The 17,614-nt window shown below is 31.3% G+C and carries 17 protein-coding genes and 1 other RNA gene; 14 read left to right on the top strand and 4 right to left on the bottom strand.

Annotated features, from left to right (window positions below):
• Window positions 1–11 precede the first annotated feature (11 nt).
• From panD to AN960_RS02995, 8 genes are all read left to right on the top strand, one after another.
• Window positions 12–395 (top strand): aspartate 1-decarboxylase, encoded by a 384-nt coding sequence (gene panD / locus AN960_RS03025; protein ID WP_056466615.1) that lies wholly within the window; start codon window positions 12–14, stop codon window positions 393–395.
• A 220-nt stretch (window positions 396–615) separates the two neighbouring features.
• Window positions 616–3,405, top strand: a complete 2,790-nt coding sequence (gene dinG / locus AN960_RS03020) for an ATP-dependent DNA helicase DinG (protein WP_056466612.1) — start codon at window positions 616–618, stop codon at window positions 3,403–3,405.
• Between the two features lie 107 nt (window positions 3,406–3,512).
• Window positions 3,513–3,683 carry a YpmA family protein gene (locus tag AN960_RS23860; protein ID WP_082459338.1) on the top strand — a complete coding sequence of 57 codons (171 nt, stop codon included), beginning with the start codon at window positions 3,513–3,515 and terminating at the stop codon, window positions 3,681–3,683.
• A gap of 11 nt (window positions 3,684–3,694) precedes the next feature.
• Entirely contained in the window at window positions 3,695–4,159 is a 465-nt protein-coding gene (locus AN960_RS03015; RefSeq protein WP_056466609.1) for a cell wall elongation regulator TseB-like domain-containing protein, read from the top strand.
• 15 nt (window positions 4,160–4,174) lie between these two features.
• Complete coding sequence (locus tag AN960_RS03010) at window positions 4,175–5,362, top strand: pyridoxal phosphate-dependent aminotransferase (protein WP_056466606.1); 1,188 nt, start codon at window positions 4,175–4,177, stop codon at window positions 5,360–5,362.
• Between the two features lie 288 nt (window positions 5,363–5,650).
• Entirely contained in the window at window positions 5,651–6,361 is a 711-nt protein-coding gene (locus AN960_RS03005; RefSeq protein WP_353611567.1) for a DnaD domain-containing protein, read from the top strand.
• Window positions 6,362–6,407: 46 nt separating this feature from the next.
• Window positions 6,408–7,070, top strand: coding sequence for an endonuclease III (gene nth, locus AN960_RS03000; protein WP_056466600.1), 663 nt, complete (start codon window positions 6,408–6,410; stop codon window positions 7,068–7,070).
• The gene (locus AN960_RS02995) at window positions 7,060–7,560 is read left to right on the top strand and encodes a YpoC family protein (RefSeq protein WP_056466596.1); all 501 of its coding nucleotides are present in this window, start codon (window positions 7,060–7,062) and stop codon (window positions 7,558–7,560) included. The genes nth and AN960_RS02995 overlap by 11 nt, the downstream gene beginning before the upstream one ends.
• A 728-nt stretch (window positions 7,561–8,288) precedes the next feature.
• On the opposite strand, the gene AN960_RS25270 is transcribed toward AN960_RS02995, so the two are convergent.
• Together AN960_RS25270 and recU are read right to left on the bottom strand one after the other, a co-directional pair.
• On the bottom strand, window positions 8,289–10,735 hold a 2,447-nt coding region (locus tag AN960_RS25270), incomplete at its 3' end, for a transglycosylase domain-containing protein (RefSeq protein ID WP_353611570.1).
• 95 nt (window positions 10,736–10,830) lie between these two features.
• On the bottom strand, window positions 10,831–11,442 hold the full coding sequence (gene recU, locus AN960_RS02985; RefSeq protein ID WP_056466590.1) for a Holliday junction resolvase RecU: 612 nt from the start codon (window positions 11,440–11,442) through the stop codon (window positions 10,831–10,833).
• Window positions 11,443–11,536: 94 nt separating this feature from the next.
• On the opposite strand from recU, the gene AN960_RS02980 reads away from it, so the two are divergent.
• Both AN960_RS02980 and AN960_RS02975 read left to right on the top strand, forming a co-directional pair.
• Window positions 11,537–12,544, top strand: coding sequence for a DUF2515 family protein (locus tag AN960_RS02980; RefSeq protein WP_056466587.1), 1,008 nt, complete (start codon window positions 11,537–11,539; stop codon window positions 12,542–12,544).
• Window positions 12,545–13,159: 615 nt separating this feature from the next.
• Window positions 13,160–13,411 (top strand): hypothetical protein, encoded by a 252-nt coding sequence (locus AN960_RS02975; RefSeq protein WP_056466583.1) that lies wholly within the window; start codon window positions 13,160–13,162, stop codon window positions 13,409–13,411.
• Between the two features lie 136 nt (window positions 13,412–13,547).
• Here the strand turns inward: AN960_RS02975 and yppF are convergent, their stop codons facing one another.
• Entirely contained in the window at window positions 13,548–13,724 is a 177-nt protein-coding gene (gene yppF / locus AN960_RS23855; RefSeq protein WP_082459337.1) for a YppF family protein, read from the bottom strand.
• Between the two features lie 200 nt (window positions 13,725–13,924).
• On the opposite strand from yppF, the gene AN960_RS02970 reads away from it, so the two are divergent.
• Window positions 13,925–14,716 (top strand): YppG family protein, encoded by a 792-nt coding sequence (locus AN960_RS02970; protein ID WP_056466580.1) that lies wholly within the window; start codon window positions 13,925–13,927, stop codon window positions 14,714–14,716.
• Window positions 14,717–14,772: 56 nt separating this feature from the next.
• Here AN960_RS02970 and AN960_RS02965 read toward each other — a convergent pair whose 3' ends face one another.
• Window positions 14,773–15,501 carry a GntR family transcriptional regulator gene (locus tag AN960_RS02965; RefSeq protein ID WP_056466577.1) on the bottom strand — a complete coding sequence of 243 codons (729 nt, stop codon included), beginning with the start codon at window positions 15,499–15,501 and terminating at the stop codon, window positions 14,773–14,775.
• A gap of 681 nt (window positions 15,502–16,182) precedes the next feature.
• Here AN960_RS02965 and AN960_RS02960 point away from each other — a divergent pair.
• The 3 genes from AN960_RS02960 to rnpB all read left to right on the top strand — a co-directional run bounded on the left by AN960_RS02960 (window position 16,183) and on the right by rnpB (window position 17,594).
• Window positions 16,183–16,749 (top strand): SLOG family protein, encoded by a 567-nt coding sequence (locus AN960_RS02960; RefSeq protein WP_056466574.1) that lies wholly within the window; start codon window positions 16,183–16,185, stop codon window positions 16,747–16,749.
• Window positions 16,750–16,825: 76 nt separating this feature from the next.
• Window positions 16,826–17,131, top strand: a complete 306-nt coding sequence (gpsB, locus tag AN960_RS02955) for a cell division regulator GpsB (RefSeq protein ID WP_056466572.1) — start codon at window positions 16,826–16,828, stop codon at window positions 17,129–17,131.
• Between the two features lie 78 nt (window positions 17,132–17,209).
• An RNA gene (gene rnpB, locus AN960_RS23850) (RNase P RNA component class B) lies at window positions 17,210–17,594 on the top strand.
• Window positions 17,595–17,614 lie beyond the last annotated feature (20 nt).

Here is a 17,614-nt window from a genome sequence, read left to right as displayed (position 1 = left end):
GGGGAAATAACATGATTCGCACAATGATGAGAGCAAAGCTTCATAGAGCTACAGTTACAGAAGCTAATTTAAATTATGTAGGAAGTATTACAATTGACCAAGATTTAATGGATGCAGTTGACGTACTTGAAAACGAAAAAGTTCAAATTGTAAATAATAATAACGGTGCACGACTTGAGACATATGTTATTCCAGGAAAACGTGGAAGTGGTGTAATTTGTCTTAATGGTGCAGCAGCTAGATTGGTTCAAGAAGGTGACAAAGTAATTATTATTGCTTATGGTCAAGTAGAGGAAGAGAAACTGGCTCAACATGAACCAAAGATTGCTATATTAAACGATGCAAATGAAATTGTCGAAATGATTGGCAAAGAAATTGCAGGTACAGTAAAGTAATAGAACCTGAGCATTAGGCTTTGTCTGTCAACTTTTGAATTTCGAAACATGAAATTACTTGTTGAGATCAATTTTTTAACAGACAAGAGAAACAACGAAGAAAACGAGTGTTTGAGGGCAATTTGAAATCCCCTTCTTTAGGGGATTTTTTTGTTGGTTGTATTGTTTAATCTGTTTATGCAAAATAATATCTATATAGAGAATTTGGAGGTGGCAAAATATGAATAAATTTGTGGTCGTTGACTTAGAAACAACCGGAAATAATAATAGAGGTCAAGATCGAATTATTCAAATTGCAGCCTTTTTATTGGAAAATGGAGAAGTTATTGAACAATTTTCAAGTTTTATAAATCCAAACATGAATATTCCAACATTTATTTCCGAACTAACAGGGATATCAGATGAAATGGTTCAATACGCTCCTCAATTTGAACAAATAGTTGAAGAATTATATCCGATGTTTAATGACGCCTATTTCGTTGCACACAATGTTCATTTTGACTTAACATTTTTGCAAAAAGAATTTGAGCGGATTGGTTTACCAAAAATTTCACCGTTAGCTATTGATACAGTGGAGTTAACAAGAATTTTATATCCAACTTTAACTAGTTATAAATTATCTGATTTAGCAAAAGTATTTAATATTGAACATGAAAATCCTCATCAAGCTGATAGTGATGCTGAAGTAACTGCCGAATTATTAACAATTTTATTAAAAAAACTTGAAAGCTTACCATATGCATCATTAAAAATATTAGAAAAACTTAGCACAAGTTTTAAAAGCGACATTACATACTATATTTCGGAAATACTTCAAAAGCAATCTGAATCATTTTCAAATGAAACTGTTGATTATGAAGAATTTAGACGAATCGCCATTAAAAAAAGAAGCTTTAGTTTACCACAAGAAGAAGAAGATTTCGTTGAATTCGACGAGCATCTTAAGCGTGAACTTGTAGATCAGATGGCTGTGGAAATTCCAAACTTTATAAAAAGAGAAGAACAATTTGCATATATGCATGATGTGTTCGATGCATTTAGTCAGAATAATATTCTCTTAGCTGAGGCTGGAACAGGTGTAGGCAAAACTTTTGGGTATTTAATTCCATCAGCATTTTTCTCAAAACAATTCGGCAAACAAGTTGTCATTAGTACAAGTACGATCTCATTACAAAAACAATTACTTAAAAAACATATAAAGACGATTGAAAAAATTGTACCTTTTCAGTTAAAAATAGCTTCTATACAAAGTAAAAGAAATTATCTATGTCTCCAAAAATTCGAATATATTGTTGGAGAACAATTTGATGATAATTACGATAGTATTTTATCTAAAGCTATGATAACAGTTTGGTTAACTGAAACTGAAAATGGAGAATTAGATGAATTATCACTTCCTTCAGGTGGCTTACATTTATGGGACCGTGTTTGTTGTAACGAAGAAAGTGAAAATAAAAGAACAAATCCTTGGTTTCATAAATGTTTTTATCAAAGGGCTAAAAATCAATTAATGTTAGCCGATATAATTATTACAAACCATGCTTATTTATTATCGACTTTAAAAAATAAAGATCACTTTATTAATTCTGTCAAAACGATTGTAATTGATGAGGCACATGCTCTTGAAGAGACTGCATCAAAAACTTTTGGAATCACTTTTTCATGCTTAAAATATTATCAATATTTAAGTAGATTAAGTACTACTGATAGTAATGAACTTGTTCACCGATTATATAAATTTGATGAGGGAATACCTAATCGTGAAAAATGGTGGAAAAAAGTTGATCACTTAGTAAAAGAAATAAAGTATGAATCTGAAGAGTTATTTAGATTATTACGTGATTTTATTTTAAGTAAACAAAATGAGTTTGATAAAGAAAACATTAGACAATCAATTACACTAAGTGATAAAAATACTGCTAGCCAAAATTGGAAGGTTATTCAAGAATGTGCAAATAGATTAATTCATGTGAATAATACTTTATTCACGGGTTGCGAGCAATATTTGAATTTAATTGAAGAGAAAAAGGGATCAGCGTTTCATCGTTCAATCGTTTCAGAATTTAAAATGATTATTGAACAATTAAAAAACATGAAAAATGGTCTTTATGAAATATTATTCGATAAAAATGAACATTATATTTGCTGGATGGAAACTGAAGCAAAAGGCTCATTTCATACAACGATGCTTTATTGTGAGAAAGTTGAAAATGCAGATTTAATACAAAATTATTTAATTAGTGGCAGAAATTCAATCGTACTAACGTCTGCAACGATGTCGATTGATTCATCCTTCTCATTTATAAAGTCATCATTAGGAATTAGTGAAAATATTAATGTCGTTGAAAAAATCTACCCCGTCCCAAATGATTTTGCCCAAGGGATGAAAGTGTATATTCCATCAGATTTAATGGGAATAAAAGAAATCACACAAGAAGAGTACGCATTACAAACTTCGAATACAATTCGTAAAATTGTTACCGAAATAAAAGGTAGAACATTAGTTTTATTTACAGCTTTTGATTTATTAAAACAGACTTATGATCAATTAATACAAAATTTTGATTCACTGAATTCATCTGTATTAGCTCAAGGTGTTTCTCCTGGAGGAAAACAAAAGTTAATAAAACAGTTTTTACAATCTAAACAAACAATTTTATTAGGTACGAACACTTTTTGGGAAGGAATTGACCTACCTAATGAAGAATTAGATTGTTTAATCATTGTACGCTTACCGTTTACAAACCCTGAAAAGCCTATGTTTATTGCTAAATCAAATTTATTAAAAAAAGCTGGAGAAAATTCTTTCTCAAGTTTGGCTTTACCATTAGCCGTATTTAAGTTTAGACAAGGTTATGGTCGTCTAATTCGAAATGAAAAAGATCAAGGTTCATTATTTGTTTTAGATAATCGCATAATAAATACTAGCTATGGTGGAGAATTTTTAAAGTTAATCCCAAAAAATAAAATAAAAATAAATACAATTGATGAATTATTAAAAGATTTTTAGTAGTTTTTCAAAATTTAGCATGAGAATAGTAGGGGATTTCAGGCTAGACGTGTGGTATAATGACATAAATTGTAATGTATTTATAATACATTTTTAGGAGGAGCAACATGAATTCAAATATTGAAGTATTATCAACAACAAAAATTGAATATACTAGAGATTTATACAAAATTGTTGATAGTTTAAATCGTACTTTAAAAGAAAAAGATTTAATGTTTGGACTTGCACTTGATAAAGAAGATCAAGAATATGCGGTATTTACAATTTATCGAACATAAATGAGGTATATATGAAAAAATGGTTAGTCATCCTTGGATTAAGCATCATTTTTCTTTCATTATTTTTAATCGCCACATATCAATCATCAATTTCAAAGCTAAATGATGATAAAAAACATGCCGAAGAGCTTGTATTAAATCAAGGGTATTTAAAATCTGTGGAAACTTCAGATTATTTCCATGGAAAAGAACAAGCAATCGTTGTAAGTGGTAAAGATGATGCAAATAATGAAATGATTGCGTGGGTACAGGATGGAGAAGTTATTACACGAAAGAAAAGTGAAGGATTGACCCAAAAACAAATCATTGACAAAGTAGTCAGTGAGAGAAACCCAAAAAAAATACATAAAGTAAAGTTAGGAATAGAGAACAAAATACCACTTTGGGAAGTAGTATATATAGACCAAAACGGCCGATATAATTTTTACTACGCTGCTTTCGAAAATGGAGAGCTTTTAAAACGTTATAGTATTTAGGGGGAAATTAACAAGATGAAACTAGCAAAAAGAGTAAGTGCACTAACACCATCTACAACACTAGCTATTACAGCAAAAGCAAAAGAGATGAAAGATCAAGGAATTGATGTAATAGGATTAGGAGCAGGTGAACCTGATTTTAATACACCAATTGAAATTATTGAAGCAGCTTATTCAGCAATGCTTAACGGCCAAACAAAATATACTCCTTCAAACGGTTTACCAGCCTTAAGAAAAACTATTTGTGATAAGTTATTAAAAGATCAAGGATTAACTTATTCTCCGGGAGAGGTTGTTGTAACAAATGGTGCAAAACATGCACTTTACACACTTTTCCAAGCAATTTTAGACCCTGGTCACGAAGTTATTATTCCGACACCTTACTGGGTAAGCTATCCTGAGCAAGTTATATTAGCTGAAGGTGTGCCAGTATTTATTGAAGGATATGAACATCAACAATTTAAAGTAACACCTGAACAAATCGAAGCAGCAATTACAGAGAATACAAAAGCGATCATTATAAACTCACCAAGTAATCCAACTGGTATGATTTATGATGAGCAAGAATTAAAAGCAATCGGAGAGATTTGTTTAAAACATGATATATTAATCGTATCTGACGAAATATATGAGAAATTAGTATATGATGGTGCAAAGCATGTTTCAATTGCTTCATTAAGCCCAGAGCTTAAAGAGCAAACGATTATTATCAATGGAGTATCAAAATCTCATTCAATGACAGGATGGAGAATTGGTTATGCTGTTGGTAATAAGGAAATAATCAATGCGATGACAAATCTTGCTAGCCACTCTACTTCGAATCCTACTACAATGGCCCAAATCGCTACGATTAAAGCATATGAGTTAGGCGATGGTCCTATTGAAGAAATGAGAGTAGCGTTTGAAGATCGTTTAAATAAAACTTATGAGCGCTTAATTTCAATTCCAGGATTTAGCTGTGTTAAACCGAATGGTGCATTTTATCTATTCCCAAATGTGACTGAGGCAGCTAAAATGGCTGGATATCAAAATGTAGATGAATTCTCTACTGAATTACTTGAAAAAGCTAATGTTGCGGTAATACCTGGTTCAGGCTTTGGTTCACCTGATAATATTCGCTTATCATATGCAACATCTCAAGTACAGTTAGATAAAGCTTTAGAACGCATTGAACAATTTATGAAAGCAAGTATCTTAAGTTAATTCCTATCCATGGGAATCTCTATTTTTAACAATGAAGCTAAGCATATGCTTAGCTTTTTTCAGTAGACATTTTTGTGTGATTTAATAGCACAATAAAGCAAAACCATTCACAATATATTTAACAGACTATATCCTTAATTAAATAATTTATTAGTTGGTTTTTTAAATATTAAATAGATATACTATAATAGAGGTGTGATTTCCAGGCCTCTATTTATTTTTATTTCACGAGTTTCTTTTACTGTATATTTTATGTAATCATGCTATACTATGCTAGAGGTGTTCGAAGTGAATAATAATAGCATTCTAAACTGGATTCAATTTGGGAATATTAGCATTCCAAATATACTTCTCAGTCATTATTCTTCTTTAAACATAAATGAAGAAGAACTAGTCATGATTCTACAGCTTTACTCTTTTCAACAACAAGGTCATACGTTTCCAACACCTACTCAATTAGCAAAAATTATGTCAATAAATGAACAAAAATGTATGGAAGTTATTCGAGAACTTCTTAAAAAAGGTTTATTAGAAATTACGGAAGAAATTGACCAACATAACTTACGATGTGAGGCATATTCACTTTCTCCATTATGGTTAAAATTAGTTAATATTACCCAAAATGGTCAACAATCAAAAGAAACACATACTATTCCTTCAATTATTGAACAAGAAGAGGAATCAATTTACTTAGTATTTGAAAAAGAATTTGGTAGATTATTGTCCCCTTTTGAGATTGAAACTTTAACAATGTGGATGGACCAAGATGATCATAATGAAAAACTAATCAAAACTGCACTGAAAGAAGCAGTTATAAGTGGGAAATTAAATTTTCGTTATATAGATCGTATTCTTTTTGAGTGGAAGAAAAACGGAATTAAGCAAGTAGATCAAGCAATGAATTATAGTAAGCATTTTAGAAAAAAAGAAACAAGAGAACCACAAAACGAAACAAAGTATACAGGATCAATTCCTTTTTATAATTGGCTTGAAAAATAAAGCGAGGACATGCTCCTCGCTTTTGTTTAGTAAGGAGTGTTTTGAAATGTTAAATAAGCAACAAATAAACGAAGTACTAAAAATAATGGGTGATATGTTCCCGGATGCACATTGTGAGTTAAACCATAAGAATCCGTTTGAATTAGTAGTAGCGGTAGCTTTATCTGCGCAATGTACTGATGTTTTAGTAAATAAAGTGACAAAAAACCTATTTGAAAAATATAAAGAACCTAAGGATTATTTAAATGTTTCTTTAGAGGAATTACAAAATGATATTCGCTCTATTGGACTTTTTAGGAACAAAGCAAAAAATATCCAGAAATTAAGTGAAATGATTATTAATGATTTTAATGGAGAAGTTCCACGTACTAGAGAAGAGCTGGTAAAATTGCCTGGAGTTGGTAGAAAGACAGCTAATGTTGTAATGTCTGTCGCATTTAATATTCCAGCAATCGCAGTAGATACTCATGTAGAGAGGGTTTCAAAAAGATTAGCTATATGTCGTTGGAAAGATTCTGTTTTAGAAGTAGAAGAGACATTAATGAAAAAAGTTCCAATCGAAGACTGGGGAGTAACTCATCATCGTCTAATATTTTTTGGTAGATACCATTGTAAAGCTCAAAGACCGAGTTGTGAGGTATGTCCTTTACTTGAAATGTGTAGAGAAGGAAAAAAACGAATGAAAGTGAAGAAAGTAAATGACAAATAGTATTTATAAGGATTTTATCGTTACGCCATTTTATAAAAACAATTCTAATGAACAAATAAATGAAGAAATTAAAATTAAAAATAAACCGTTTTTTTATGAAAGCAATCAGATTCTAGTTAATAAGAGCTCAAATATACCGAATGAAAGTGAAGCGATTATTAAACAAATGTTTATTGAGTGGAAAGATGAATCTGAACACATTTCTAACTACTTTAAACAACGGAATCGAAAACTTGCGTGTGAGCCAATGATAAGAGGGTTAGCTAATTTTATATCAATTCTTACATGGATAAACGGCCAAATGCTGCTTAATTTAAATAATTTATTACTTGAGTTAGATAAATTAAAGATTAAGCCAATCAATTTAGACGAGCGAATTAGTTTTGTATTAAATCAACCTGATCACTATCACTCATTTATTCAACTTTCTGGCTTATATACGGAGTTAGAAAAGCTTTATTATAAGCAAAAAATAACCTCCTCAAGATGAGGAGCAATATTTTAGATTTAGAGTAAATTGCCAATTCTCAAGCTTAATATATGGAAAGGCAAGAAGATTTAATTAGATTAATTACATAGCAAAACCTCCTCAAGATGAGGAGGTTTATTTTAGTTTAGAGTAAATTGGAAATTCTCGGACTTAATAAAAAGAAAGGCAAGGGGATTTATTTTAGAATAGTTACATAGCAAAACCTCCTCAAGATGAGGAGGTTTATTTTAGTTTAGAGTAAATTGAAAATTCTCGGACTTAATAAAAAGAAAGGCAAGGGGATTTATTTTAGAATAGTTACATAGCAAAACCTCCTCAAAAAATGAGGAGGTTTATTTTAGTTTAGAGTAAATTGGAAATTCTCGGACTTAATAAAAAGAAAGGCAAGGGGATTTATTTTAGAATAGTTACATAGCAAAACCTCCTCAAAAAATGAGGAGGTTTTTAATTTATGCAATAATATTACGTTCCAACTTATTAAATCGATTATTAGAGTATGAATCTGAGTTATACGAAGTTGGATTCGTATTTGTTGGTTTTGATGGTTTATTTGGATCTGGTGTAGTAGGTGGTGTAGTTGGATTTGTATTACCATCACCAGTGCCGTCACCTTTGCCATCACCAGTTCCAGTACCGGTTCCATCACCAGTTCCAGTACCAGTACCGTCACCAGTACCAGTACCGTCACCAGTACCATTACCATTACCATTACCATTACCATTACCATNTTACCGTTACCGTTACCGTTACCGTTACCGTTACCGTTACCGTTACCGTTACCGTTACCGTTACCGTTACCGTTACCATTACCATTACCATTACCATTACCGTTACCATTGCCGTTATCGTTGCCATTACCATTACCGTTACCATTGCCGTTATCGTTGCCATTACCGTTATTATCAGCTGGTGGGGTAGTTGGCTCTTCTGTAGTAGTTAAATCGACTGTAACAGTAACCGCAGCACTCTTTGTATCGCCATTAGTTGCTACGATCGTAATTTTTACTTTGTTTCCAGCTACAATACCATTAATTTTTGCTGATGTACCATTTACTTTTTGAGTTTGGCCTTTAACACCGTTTATATCATAGTTTACTTCAAAAGTAGTAGAAGCAAGTAACTCAGCAGGATACTGCCAATTTAACGAAACACTGCTCGTTTTTTCATCATATTTCGCTGTAACATTTTTAGCTGAATCTAATGTATCTGGTGTAGGAAGATCATCCATTTTTTCACCTTTAATATATAATTCGTTTTGAACATTTACAACTGAACTTGGTTTATGGAACGCAGATGAACGATCAGCTGTTGCTGCCAACATATCTCTAGCAATATATTTAGCTAGATTTGTTGATGTTTTACTTAAATAATGACCTTCTTTATTTTTCTCATATCCAGTCCATACCGAAACAGTAACATCTGGAGTATAACCAACAAACCAACTATCTCGAGTTGCGTTTGAAGGGAAGCCATACTTGTCTTTTACTTCTTGTGGGTAGTTTGTAGTACCAGTTTTACCTGCCATATCAAGACCAGGTACATTAGCTCTACCACCCGTACCACCTGGAGCCTTAACAACATCACGTAGCATATCTGTAATCATATATGCAGTGTAATCGCTCATTGCTTGTTTTGGTTCAGGAGATAATACTTTTTCAGTTTTATCTTGATAGATTATTTTCGTAACAGCATGTGGTTTTATATAAACACCGCCATTACCGAAGGCTGCATATGCACCTGCCATTTCCATTGCAGATACACCTGTAAATCCACCGATTGCATGAGACTCGTAAAAACTGTTCTTTTGGAAGTTAAATCCAAGTCCGTTACCAAATTCACGTGATTTATCTAATCCAACTTGCTGCATTGTTTTTAATGCAGGAATATTTCTTGAACCGATTAACGCCTTACGAATCGATAATTTACCTTTATAAGATTTATCAGCGTTTCGAATAGGTGTTCCATCAGAATATTGATATGGTTCATCAACAAGTTGATGATTAGTAGACCATTTTAAATATTGAATCGCAGGACCGTAGTCAAGGATTGGTTTAATAGTTGAACCAGGTTGTCTTTTAATATCTGTTGCAAAGTTTAGACCGCCACTAGTTGTGTTTCTTCCAGCACCTACAGCTTTAATTTCACCTGTTTTAGTGTCAGTTAGTACAAAACCAGTTTGGAAATCATCGCTTGGATAAAATTCAGATCCTCGATTAATAATTTCATCTGCTTTATCTTGTGCTTTAGGATCTAAAGTTGTTTCAATTGTTAATCCATCTGTATTTATATCTGCATCACCGTATTTTTTAACCTCATCCATAACTACATCAATGAATGCTTGGTACTTTGTTTGGCCACTTTCATGAACTTTAACTAATGATTTCTCAGGAATTGCTTTTGCACTAGCATATTGTTCCTTAGTGATATAACCATATTTTTTCATTTGACTTAATACAACATTTCTTCTAGCTTCTGATTGAGCTGGATGTTTTGCTGGATTGTAGTTATTTGGACTTTGTACCATACCAGCAAGTGTAGCTGCTTCAGGTAATGTAATTTTCGATAAATCTTTACTAAAATATGTTTCACTTGCTTTTGCTACACCATAAACTCCGCGGCCTTTTAAACCATTTGAGAAGTAAACTTTATTTAAATACATTTCTAAAATTTGTTGTTTAGAATATTTTTGTTCAAGCTGGAATGATAAATACCATTCTTGTACTTTACGTTTAATTGTTTTTTGTGGAGACAAGAATGAGTTTTTGACAACTTGTTGAGTAATCGTACTACCACCTTGTGATCCAAATCCACCAGTAATATTAGCTAAAACTGCGCCAAGCACACGGCGGATATCAACACCTTTATGCTTATAAAAACGTACGTCCTCAGTAGCAATAAAAGCATCTTCTACTACTTTAGGAATCTCGTTATATGAAACTTTCGTTCTTTGTTCTGTTCCTAGTTCCGCAATAACATTCCCATTTTTATCTAGAATCGTAGACGATAAAGGTACTTTTAGCTTTGATTCATCAAGTTTAGGAGCATCACTTACTAAATAATAGAAAGTCCCAACTCCCCCAAGAATACAAAGTACCGCTAAAGTTAATATTGTTAATGTAATCTTTTTCCATAAACCTTCACGTTTTTTTGGTTTTACATTTGAAGGCTTTTCCATTTCCAATTGTTTTCGTTCTTGTCGAGAACTATACTCTTTTGCCATTTTTTTGTTTCTCCTGCCTTTCAAATGAACTTAATGAATTTATTAAAATATTAAATTACAAAAAGTTCATCGATACATTTTAAGTAAGGAACAATGATTGGATAACTTGGTTTAAGTAACGTTCCATACTCTTTGCATTCTTCTCTAGATATTGATTTTCTTCCACCATCTGTTTGCCTTTTCCAAAAGGTAAGAATATCAGTTGCTTTCATAAAATAAATTTCATTATATAATGAAAATTTTAATATGACAAACGAAATTCCACCGTGATTCAGTACATTTTCCATATGCTCTATTTGGTGTAAATGGAAATTTTGTAAAGGAAAACTAGTCTTATTATTCGTTTCCTTGGCTTCAAAATCAATATACTTCCCTTTATAGATGCCATTATAGTCGGTTGTTGAAGGCTGTTTAAAATAGGCCTCTCTAATAACTGCAGCGCTTCTTTTTGGATAGTCTACTTTTACGATTTGTACAGGTGTTGGTTTTTTATGTATGTTTGCGATGTTATTTGATAAATAATACGTATTAGTAGCATTTAAATCATCTTCAAGTGACATTCCGCGATTACTATAAGTATTATTTGATTTTACTTGTATTTCGTTATTTTTTTGACTTTTTTGAACTACATTATTTCTTCGATTTGGATAACTTATTGTCATAAAACCAACTCCACCTTAATTTACATACAACTCGTATTATAGCACTAAAACAGATGTTCGTGTAAAAAAATACCAGATTGCTTGGGGTGAGTCAATGAATGCAAACCATGAAAGCTGGAAAGGTTTCATAAAAAAAAGAAGAGAAGATCACAATTTATCACATGAAGAAGCAAAACTTATTGATTTAATAAAGAAAGAAACAGTTAAATATAATGCTGATAATATTTCCAGAACGATTGCATACCAAGAATATTTTTTAAGAAACAGTGAAATAGAGTGGTCTTTTCTTGCAAGTATGGTATCACGTAATGCAGGCTATAACATGACTGATTTGGAAAATGAAATATTCATTAATGGACTAAGTGTAAAACAAAGAAAACAGCTTTTTATGACGTATGAACGTGCAAATTGGATTATTTTTTTAGATGCATTTCCACAGTTACTTCTTTTTGAATATTCAAAAGTAAAAAATAAGCCATTATTTTACCTATTGAAATATTTTTCAGTATCTAGTTTTATGGAAATTGAATGGGAGAAATATTGGACGGATCGAGATAAGAAAAGACTGGTCTATTCATTGATCATTAACGAACAAAATATGATTGAAAGACCTGTCATTCAAAATAAATTTTTTAAAAGTGAAGTTTTTAATTCTTTAGCATTTAAACTCCAGGAACAATTAAAACTTAGTTATGTTATATTTCCATCAAGTAATGGGGAACTATATGGACTTGTTGTTTTCCAATTTGAAGATTTATCGAAAAGGATTCAAATTGGGAAACAACTATATTCTATTTTGTTTCATGAAGATTTACACAATGAGTTTATCGATTTTGCTACGCAAACTATTCACACAGGCAGTAGAAGTGATTACGAAGGGTTAGTTGGAATTACAAGCTCAAATAATCCGAAATTAAGAGATGTCTATCCAATCATCCCTCACACACGAACTGTTGAGGATGATTGGTACACAAATAGTAAAATTTTAAATGAATGGTATGAAATTGAAGTAGTTACGAGTGGGGATAGTTTTAAGGAAACTTTTTTAATTAAGCAAGAGCTGCTTAGTTCGTTGTTAAAATTGAAATCGATTTTTCAATAATAATGCTAGCTGTTTTTCACGCTGTTGAAAAACGATCTTATCAACTAAGTACCAAATTTTCGTAAAAGGAGTAGTGTGATATTGATTTCCACTACAGGTTGCTCGTTTTTCATGGGGCGAGATTCTTGAGCCTCGAGATCTTCCAAAAATGAATATTATATTCATTAATACATTGTTCACTTATTGTACATTTTCATTAATGACCGATTTATATTTCAACACTCTGAAAAAAGCTAGCACATAAATGCTAGCTTTTTTCATTTAAATTTTATAGAAATAATGTCAATCAAATCGATTGTGTCCCAACATTTATGTAGCAGGGAAATTAGGACCATCTAATTTTGGATTACCAGTTTGTTGACTTTTACTTTTTTCTTGCTTTTTCTTTTTTTCATTTTTGTTTTTTGCCATTTGAAACACCTCCATGTAATATACCTTTCCCAATTCTGTTCCACGTTACAAGTTTTTTTGTCGAAATTATAGATGAAAATACCTTTATTCACTTTGTTTAGCGAAATAGTTCTAGTTTTGTCAGTGAAGAAGGAGGTAGATGAACTGTTGTTGAATTTATTTTGTAAAGAAAATTTAGAAAATTAGGAAGAGGAGTTGAACTGTATGGAGTTAATTCAAAGAGAAGATTTTTTTCGTGCTATTGATGAATTTTTAAATGAGGTTGAATTTATTGAGCACTCCTTAGCTTTAAGAATTGATCAAAAGTGTGATGAAGAAAAGAATTCACTTTTAAATAAGATCCAGTCAACAACAGTGCATCTTCATCATTTTGAAAAGAAAGTAAGTCAAGCAAAAGAGGGTGGTAGTTGGATTTCAACACCATTTTTAGGAAGACAATTAGCATTTAACATTTAATAATCATATATAAGTAGAAGATGTTTGATTTGAATGAAGGTATAAGTAAATAAAAGGAATTAAATAAAGCGATACACTTTTACAATTTAGTAAATGTGTATCGCTTTATTTCTTATAATATTAATATTCCCGTTTACTAAATTGGCTTACAAGCGCCAAAACGTTCAAGTTCTTTAACTAATTCTCTGTAATGTTGAATAGTAACCTCACCATTTAGGTAATTTTGTTGTAAAAAGTCCATTAATTGATTAAAGTCAGTTGGTTCGAAACTTTTTGATGAAATAAACTTGCTCTTTAATTCTTGTAAAGTCATTATTACCCCTCCAACATTAAAATTTAATTAACAACTTGTATAACTATATAAAATGTATCATAAATATTTAAGATTTAAATTTTTTTAAAAATTTAAACTTCCGACATATTATGACAAATAGCGCATAAGATAATAGAAGTAACAGAATAGGCATTTGTAACATATTTATAAATGAGAAAACTTATAATGGATGTGAGAATATGGGATCTCAAATGTTTCCTCCAAATCATTCAGATAACAGCTTTGAGTGGTTTAGAAAACAAAATCAAATGATTGATGAGAATTTTAATTATCCAGAAATGAACCAATTAACGAATGAAAATCAGCGTTACTATGGAAATACAATTCAACCTTTTTCCCAAAATCCTACTATTAATACTCAACAACCACCAGTTCAATCGCAACAGACACAACATACACCGTCAACTCAACTAACACAACCACCACAACCAATCCAACAATCACAGATGATTGAGCCATCTCCTTATGGGGGACCATCAATACAAACTGGTAGTTATGGTCAATTAAGTCAAGTCCAGTATGCAGCACCACAACAGTTTTCAATGCAACATCCTGCTGTTTCGTATAACCAAGGGTATCAATACGATCCTAATTATTTCGGGATGATGCAAAATCAATATCCACATATGCCAATGAATCCTTCACAATTTGGTAATCAAACGAACTATTTAACTAGCCCACAAAATCACCAGTATTCCATGCAACCTCAACATGCACAAATGTTACAACAAGGTCCATTTACAACTCCACCAATGTTTGCGCCAAGTACACCTTATCCAACTCAACCAAAAAAATTAAACCAACAAAATAATAATGGTCAATCTTTTCAGTTTTCATCAATATTAAATCAATTTAAAAATGGTTCCGGTTCGTACGATGTCCCTAAAATGATGTCTACTGCGGGTCAAATGATGAATACCATGAATCAAGTAGGCGGACTATTTAAACAAATTGGTGTTTTCTTCAAATAAAAAAGCCAGGAATCCCTGGCTTTTTTTCGTTGTATAACACTTTTATCTCTATACTATTAATCATTTCTAGATAAAGAATGTACAAGCTTGTAGCGGTCCGCTCTGTATACAGTCAATTCGTATTCTAAAACTTTGCCACTTCTTAAATAGGTTGTACGATAAATTGCTAATACGGGACAATTCGGCGGAATTTCTAATAATTGAGCTTCTTCTTCAGAAGGCATTCTAGCTTGAATCGATTGATCAGCATATTGAATAGGGTCCGGAATATTGGCATTTACATAATCAAAGAATGATTTTTCTAAAACACTTTGATTTAGGTTTGGAGCTATATCACATGACACATGAATACTTTCAATCGACATAGGAATTGAGTCTGCTAATCGGACTCGTTTAATAAAATAAATGGGATCGTTTTCTTTTATCTTAAGTATAGTAGATAATGCTTTATCAGAATTTAAGATATCAAATTGAATTAATCTACTACTTGGTTTTAAACCTCTTTCAATCATTTCTTCTGTGTAACTATTTAATCTGCTAATTTTTTTTTCAACTTGTTGACGACTAACAAATGTACCTTTACCTTTTTGCCTATAGACAATTCCTTCTTGAACTAAATTATTTAATGCTTGTCGAACGGTCATGCGAGATATTTGGAATTTCTCTGAAAACTCTCTTTCTGATGGAATTAATTCATCAGCGGGGTATTCACCTGATGCGATTTTACATTTTATGTATTCTAATAATTGATGATAAATTGGTATTGGGGAATTTTTGTTAATCATTTTTTACTCCTTGTATTGCATTAATCTAAATTTTATCTATATTTAAAACGATTTCATAACTCATTTTAAAGGAATAAAATGTTTTCGGCAATCATTGTATATACTCGCAAAAATCAGAATATTTAAACTTTTAATCATTATTAATTTTATTGTTGTGAAATATGTTCAAACCTAATAAAATAAAAAAGTTGACATTAAAGTATATTTAGGATATTGGAGAGGATAAACTTGAACAAAATACTTTTTTTATTTTTTTTCACAATTACATTAACATTAATTATTTTTACTAGTTTTAAACAAGCCTTATATGTAATTTTATCTTAAGTAAAATTTCTACGAAAAAATTTTAACAATAATATTCCTAACATAATAACTAATCTAAAAGGGAACAAAATATCCTCTATGAGCAGCAATCAAATATTGAAATATTGATCTTAAATTGTCTTAATAGTTGATTTCCACTAAGCTAATGACTACTAAAGTAAAGTTAAATATTAGATTCCCTCAATATAAATTTCTACATTTGAATATTATTTAAATTAATGATTTTTGCGAGATAAAATTATACTTACAATTTTTATTTGTTACTAAATATTTGAAATACAGCAGAGTATTTAATAAAATAAAATTTAATTTGTGGAAGAACTTTTAGTTCTTCCTAATTTATTATTGTGAGGTAATATGAAGATACTACTTATATCTGGTTATAAATCATTTGAATTAGGAATTTTTTCGAATAAACATGATGCAGTTAAATACATAAAAAAAGCAATAAAAAATAAAATAATTTTATTTATAGATGAATTAGAATGGATTATTATTTCAGGGCAAATGGGTACCGAATTATGGGCCGCAGAAGTAGTATTCGAACTTCAGCTTGAGTATCCTGAGTTAAAGCTGGGTATTTTTACACCCTACGAAGATCAAGAGAAAAATTGGAATGAAGCAAATAAAGAATATTATAATGAAATCTTAATTGGGGCAGATCACGTCGACTCAATTTCAAGAAAACCATACGAATCTCCAATACAGTTAAAAGCAAAAAATGAATTTTTAGTTAGTAAAAGTGATGGATGTATTTTATTTTACGATAATGAAAAAGAAGGAAGTCCTAGGTATTTATATGATTTAGCACACAAGAAAAATGAACTATTTAATTATCCTGTAGAAATCATCACATTTGACGATTTACAAGTGATTGCAGAAGAGTCATTTGAGAATGATGATAATAAATATAGGGAAATATAGAATAGATAATTGACAATTTATGAAGACTTTGAAAAAATAGAAGGTAAATATTTCTAAATGTTTTGGGGTGACACACATGGAAGCAACAAAAATAAAACTAAGTATAAAAGATATCCTAAATAAAGAGTTTAAAGTTTCGATGCGAGGATATAATCAAGAGGAAGTGGATCAATACTTAGACACGATCATTAAAGATTATGAATCGTTTCAAAATCAAATCGTAGCCCTACAACAAGAAAATGCAAAATATAAAAAATTGTTGGAGGATCAAAAGAACACAGCTACACCTCCACCATCACCTTTTAATAATACGAATACTGATGTTCTAAAAAGATTATCAAATTTAGAGAAGCATGTTTTTGGAAGTAAATTATTCGAATAATTTTAACTAAATTTATATTTTAAGAAAGCATTGCAAACTTAAGTATAATTTACTATACTAATAAATGTTCGTTTCAATATGTTCGGGTAATCGCTGCAACGCTAGACGTTGTTGAGGAAAGTCCATGCTCGCACAGTCCTGCGATGGCTGTAGTGTTCGTGCCTATCGAAGTCATAAGATAGGGTAGCTGTGTATCAGCTAACGGCAGGGAACGGACCTAAGTCCTTTACGGATATGGTTCTACTACCTTTAAAGTGCCACAGTGACGTAGTCCTCGAAGAAATGAGAGGAGTGGAACGCGGTAAACCCCACGAGTGAGAAACCCAAATTATGGTAGGGGAATCCTTTCAAAGGAATTGAACTGAGAAAGGGACAGATTATTCTGTAGATAGATGATTACCACCTTGTAGTACGAGGCGAGAGCCGCTTGCAGTACGAATGGTACAGAACATGGCTTACAGAACATATGAAATGATGAAACTG

Source organism: Bacillus sp. FJAT-25509, from assembly GCF_001420605.1.
GTDB lineage: Bacteria > Bacillota > Bacilli > Bacillales > Bacillaceae_G > Gottfriedia.
The sequence above is the reverse complement of the archived record's forward strand: the minus strand, read 5'-3'. Positions and strand labels throughout refer to the sequence as shown.

Coding starts and splice junctions, on each gene's coding strand:
- panD (WP_056466615.1), top strand. CDS start 12: ATGATTCGCACAATGATGAGAGCAAAGCTTCATAGAGCTACAGTTACA.
- dinG (WP_056466612.1), top strand. CDS start 616: ATGAATAAATTTGTGGTCGTTGACTTAGAAACAACCGGAAATAATAAT.
- AN960_RS23860 (WP_082459338.1), top strand. CDS start 3,513: ATGAATTCAAATATTGAAGTATTATCAACAACAAAAATTGAATATACT.
- AN960_RS03015 (WP_056466609.1), top strand. CDS start 3,695: ATGAAAAAATGGTTAGTCATCCTTGGATTAAGCATCATTTTTCTTTCA.
- AN960_RS03010 (WP_056466606.1), top strand. CDS start 4,175: ATGAAACTAGCAAAAAGAGTAAGTGCACTAACACCATCTACAACACTA.
- nth (WP_056466600.1), top strand. CDS start 6,408: ATGTTAAATAAGCAACAAATAAACGAAGTACTAAAAATAATGGGTGAT.
- AN960_RS02995 (WP_056466596.1), top strand. CDS start 7,060: ATGACAAATAGTATTTATAAGGATTTTATCGTTACGCCATTTTATAAA.
- recU (WP_056466590.1), bottom strand. CDS start 11,442: ATGACAATAAGTTATCCAAATCGAAGAAATAATGTAGTTCAAAAAAGT.
- AN960_RS02980 (WP_056466587.1), top strand. CDS start 11,537: ATGAATGCAAACCATGAAAGCTGGAAAGGTTTCATAAAAAAAAGAAGA.
- AN960_RS02975 (WP_056466583.1), top strand. CDS start 13,160: ATGGAGTTAATTCAAAGAGAAGATTTTTTTCGTGCTATTGATGAATTT.
- yppF (WP_082459337.1), bottom strand. CDS start 13,724: ATGACTTTACAAGAATTAAAGAGCAAGTTTATTTCATCAAAAAGTTTC.
- AN960_RS02970 (WP_056466580.1), top strand. CDS start 13,925: ATGGGATCTCAAATGTTTCCTCCAAATCATTCAGATAACAGCTTTGAG.
- AN960_RS02965 (WP_056466577.1), bottom strand. CDS start 15,501: ATGATTAACAAAAATTCCCCAATACCAATTTATCATCAATTATTAGAA.
- AN960_RS02960 (WP_056466574.1), top strand. CDS start 16,183: ATGAAGATACTACTTATATCTGGTTATAAATCATTTGAATTAGGAATT.
- gpsB (WP_056466572.1), top strand. CDS start 16,826: ATGGAAGCAACAAAAATAAAACTAAGTATAAAAGATATCCTAAATAAA.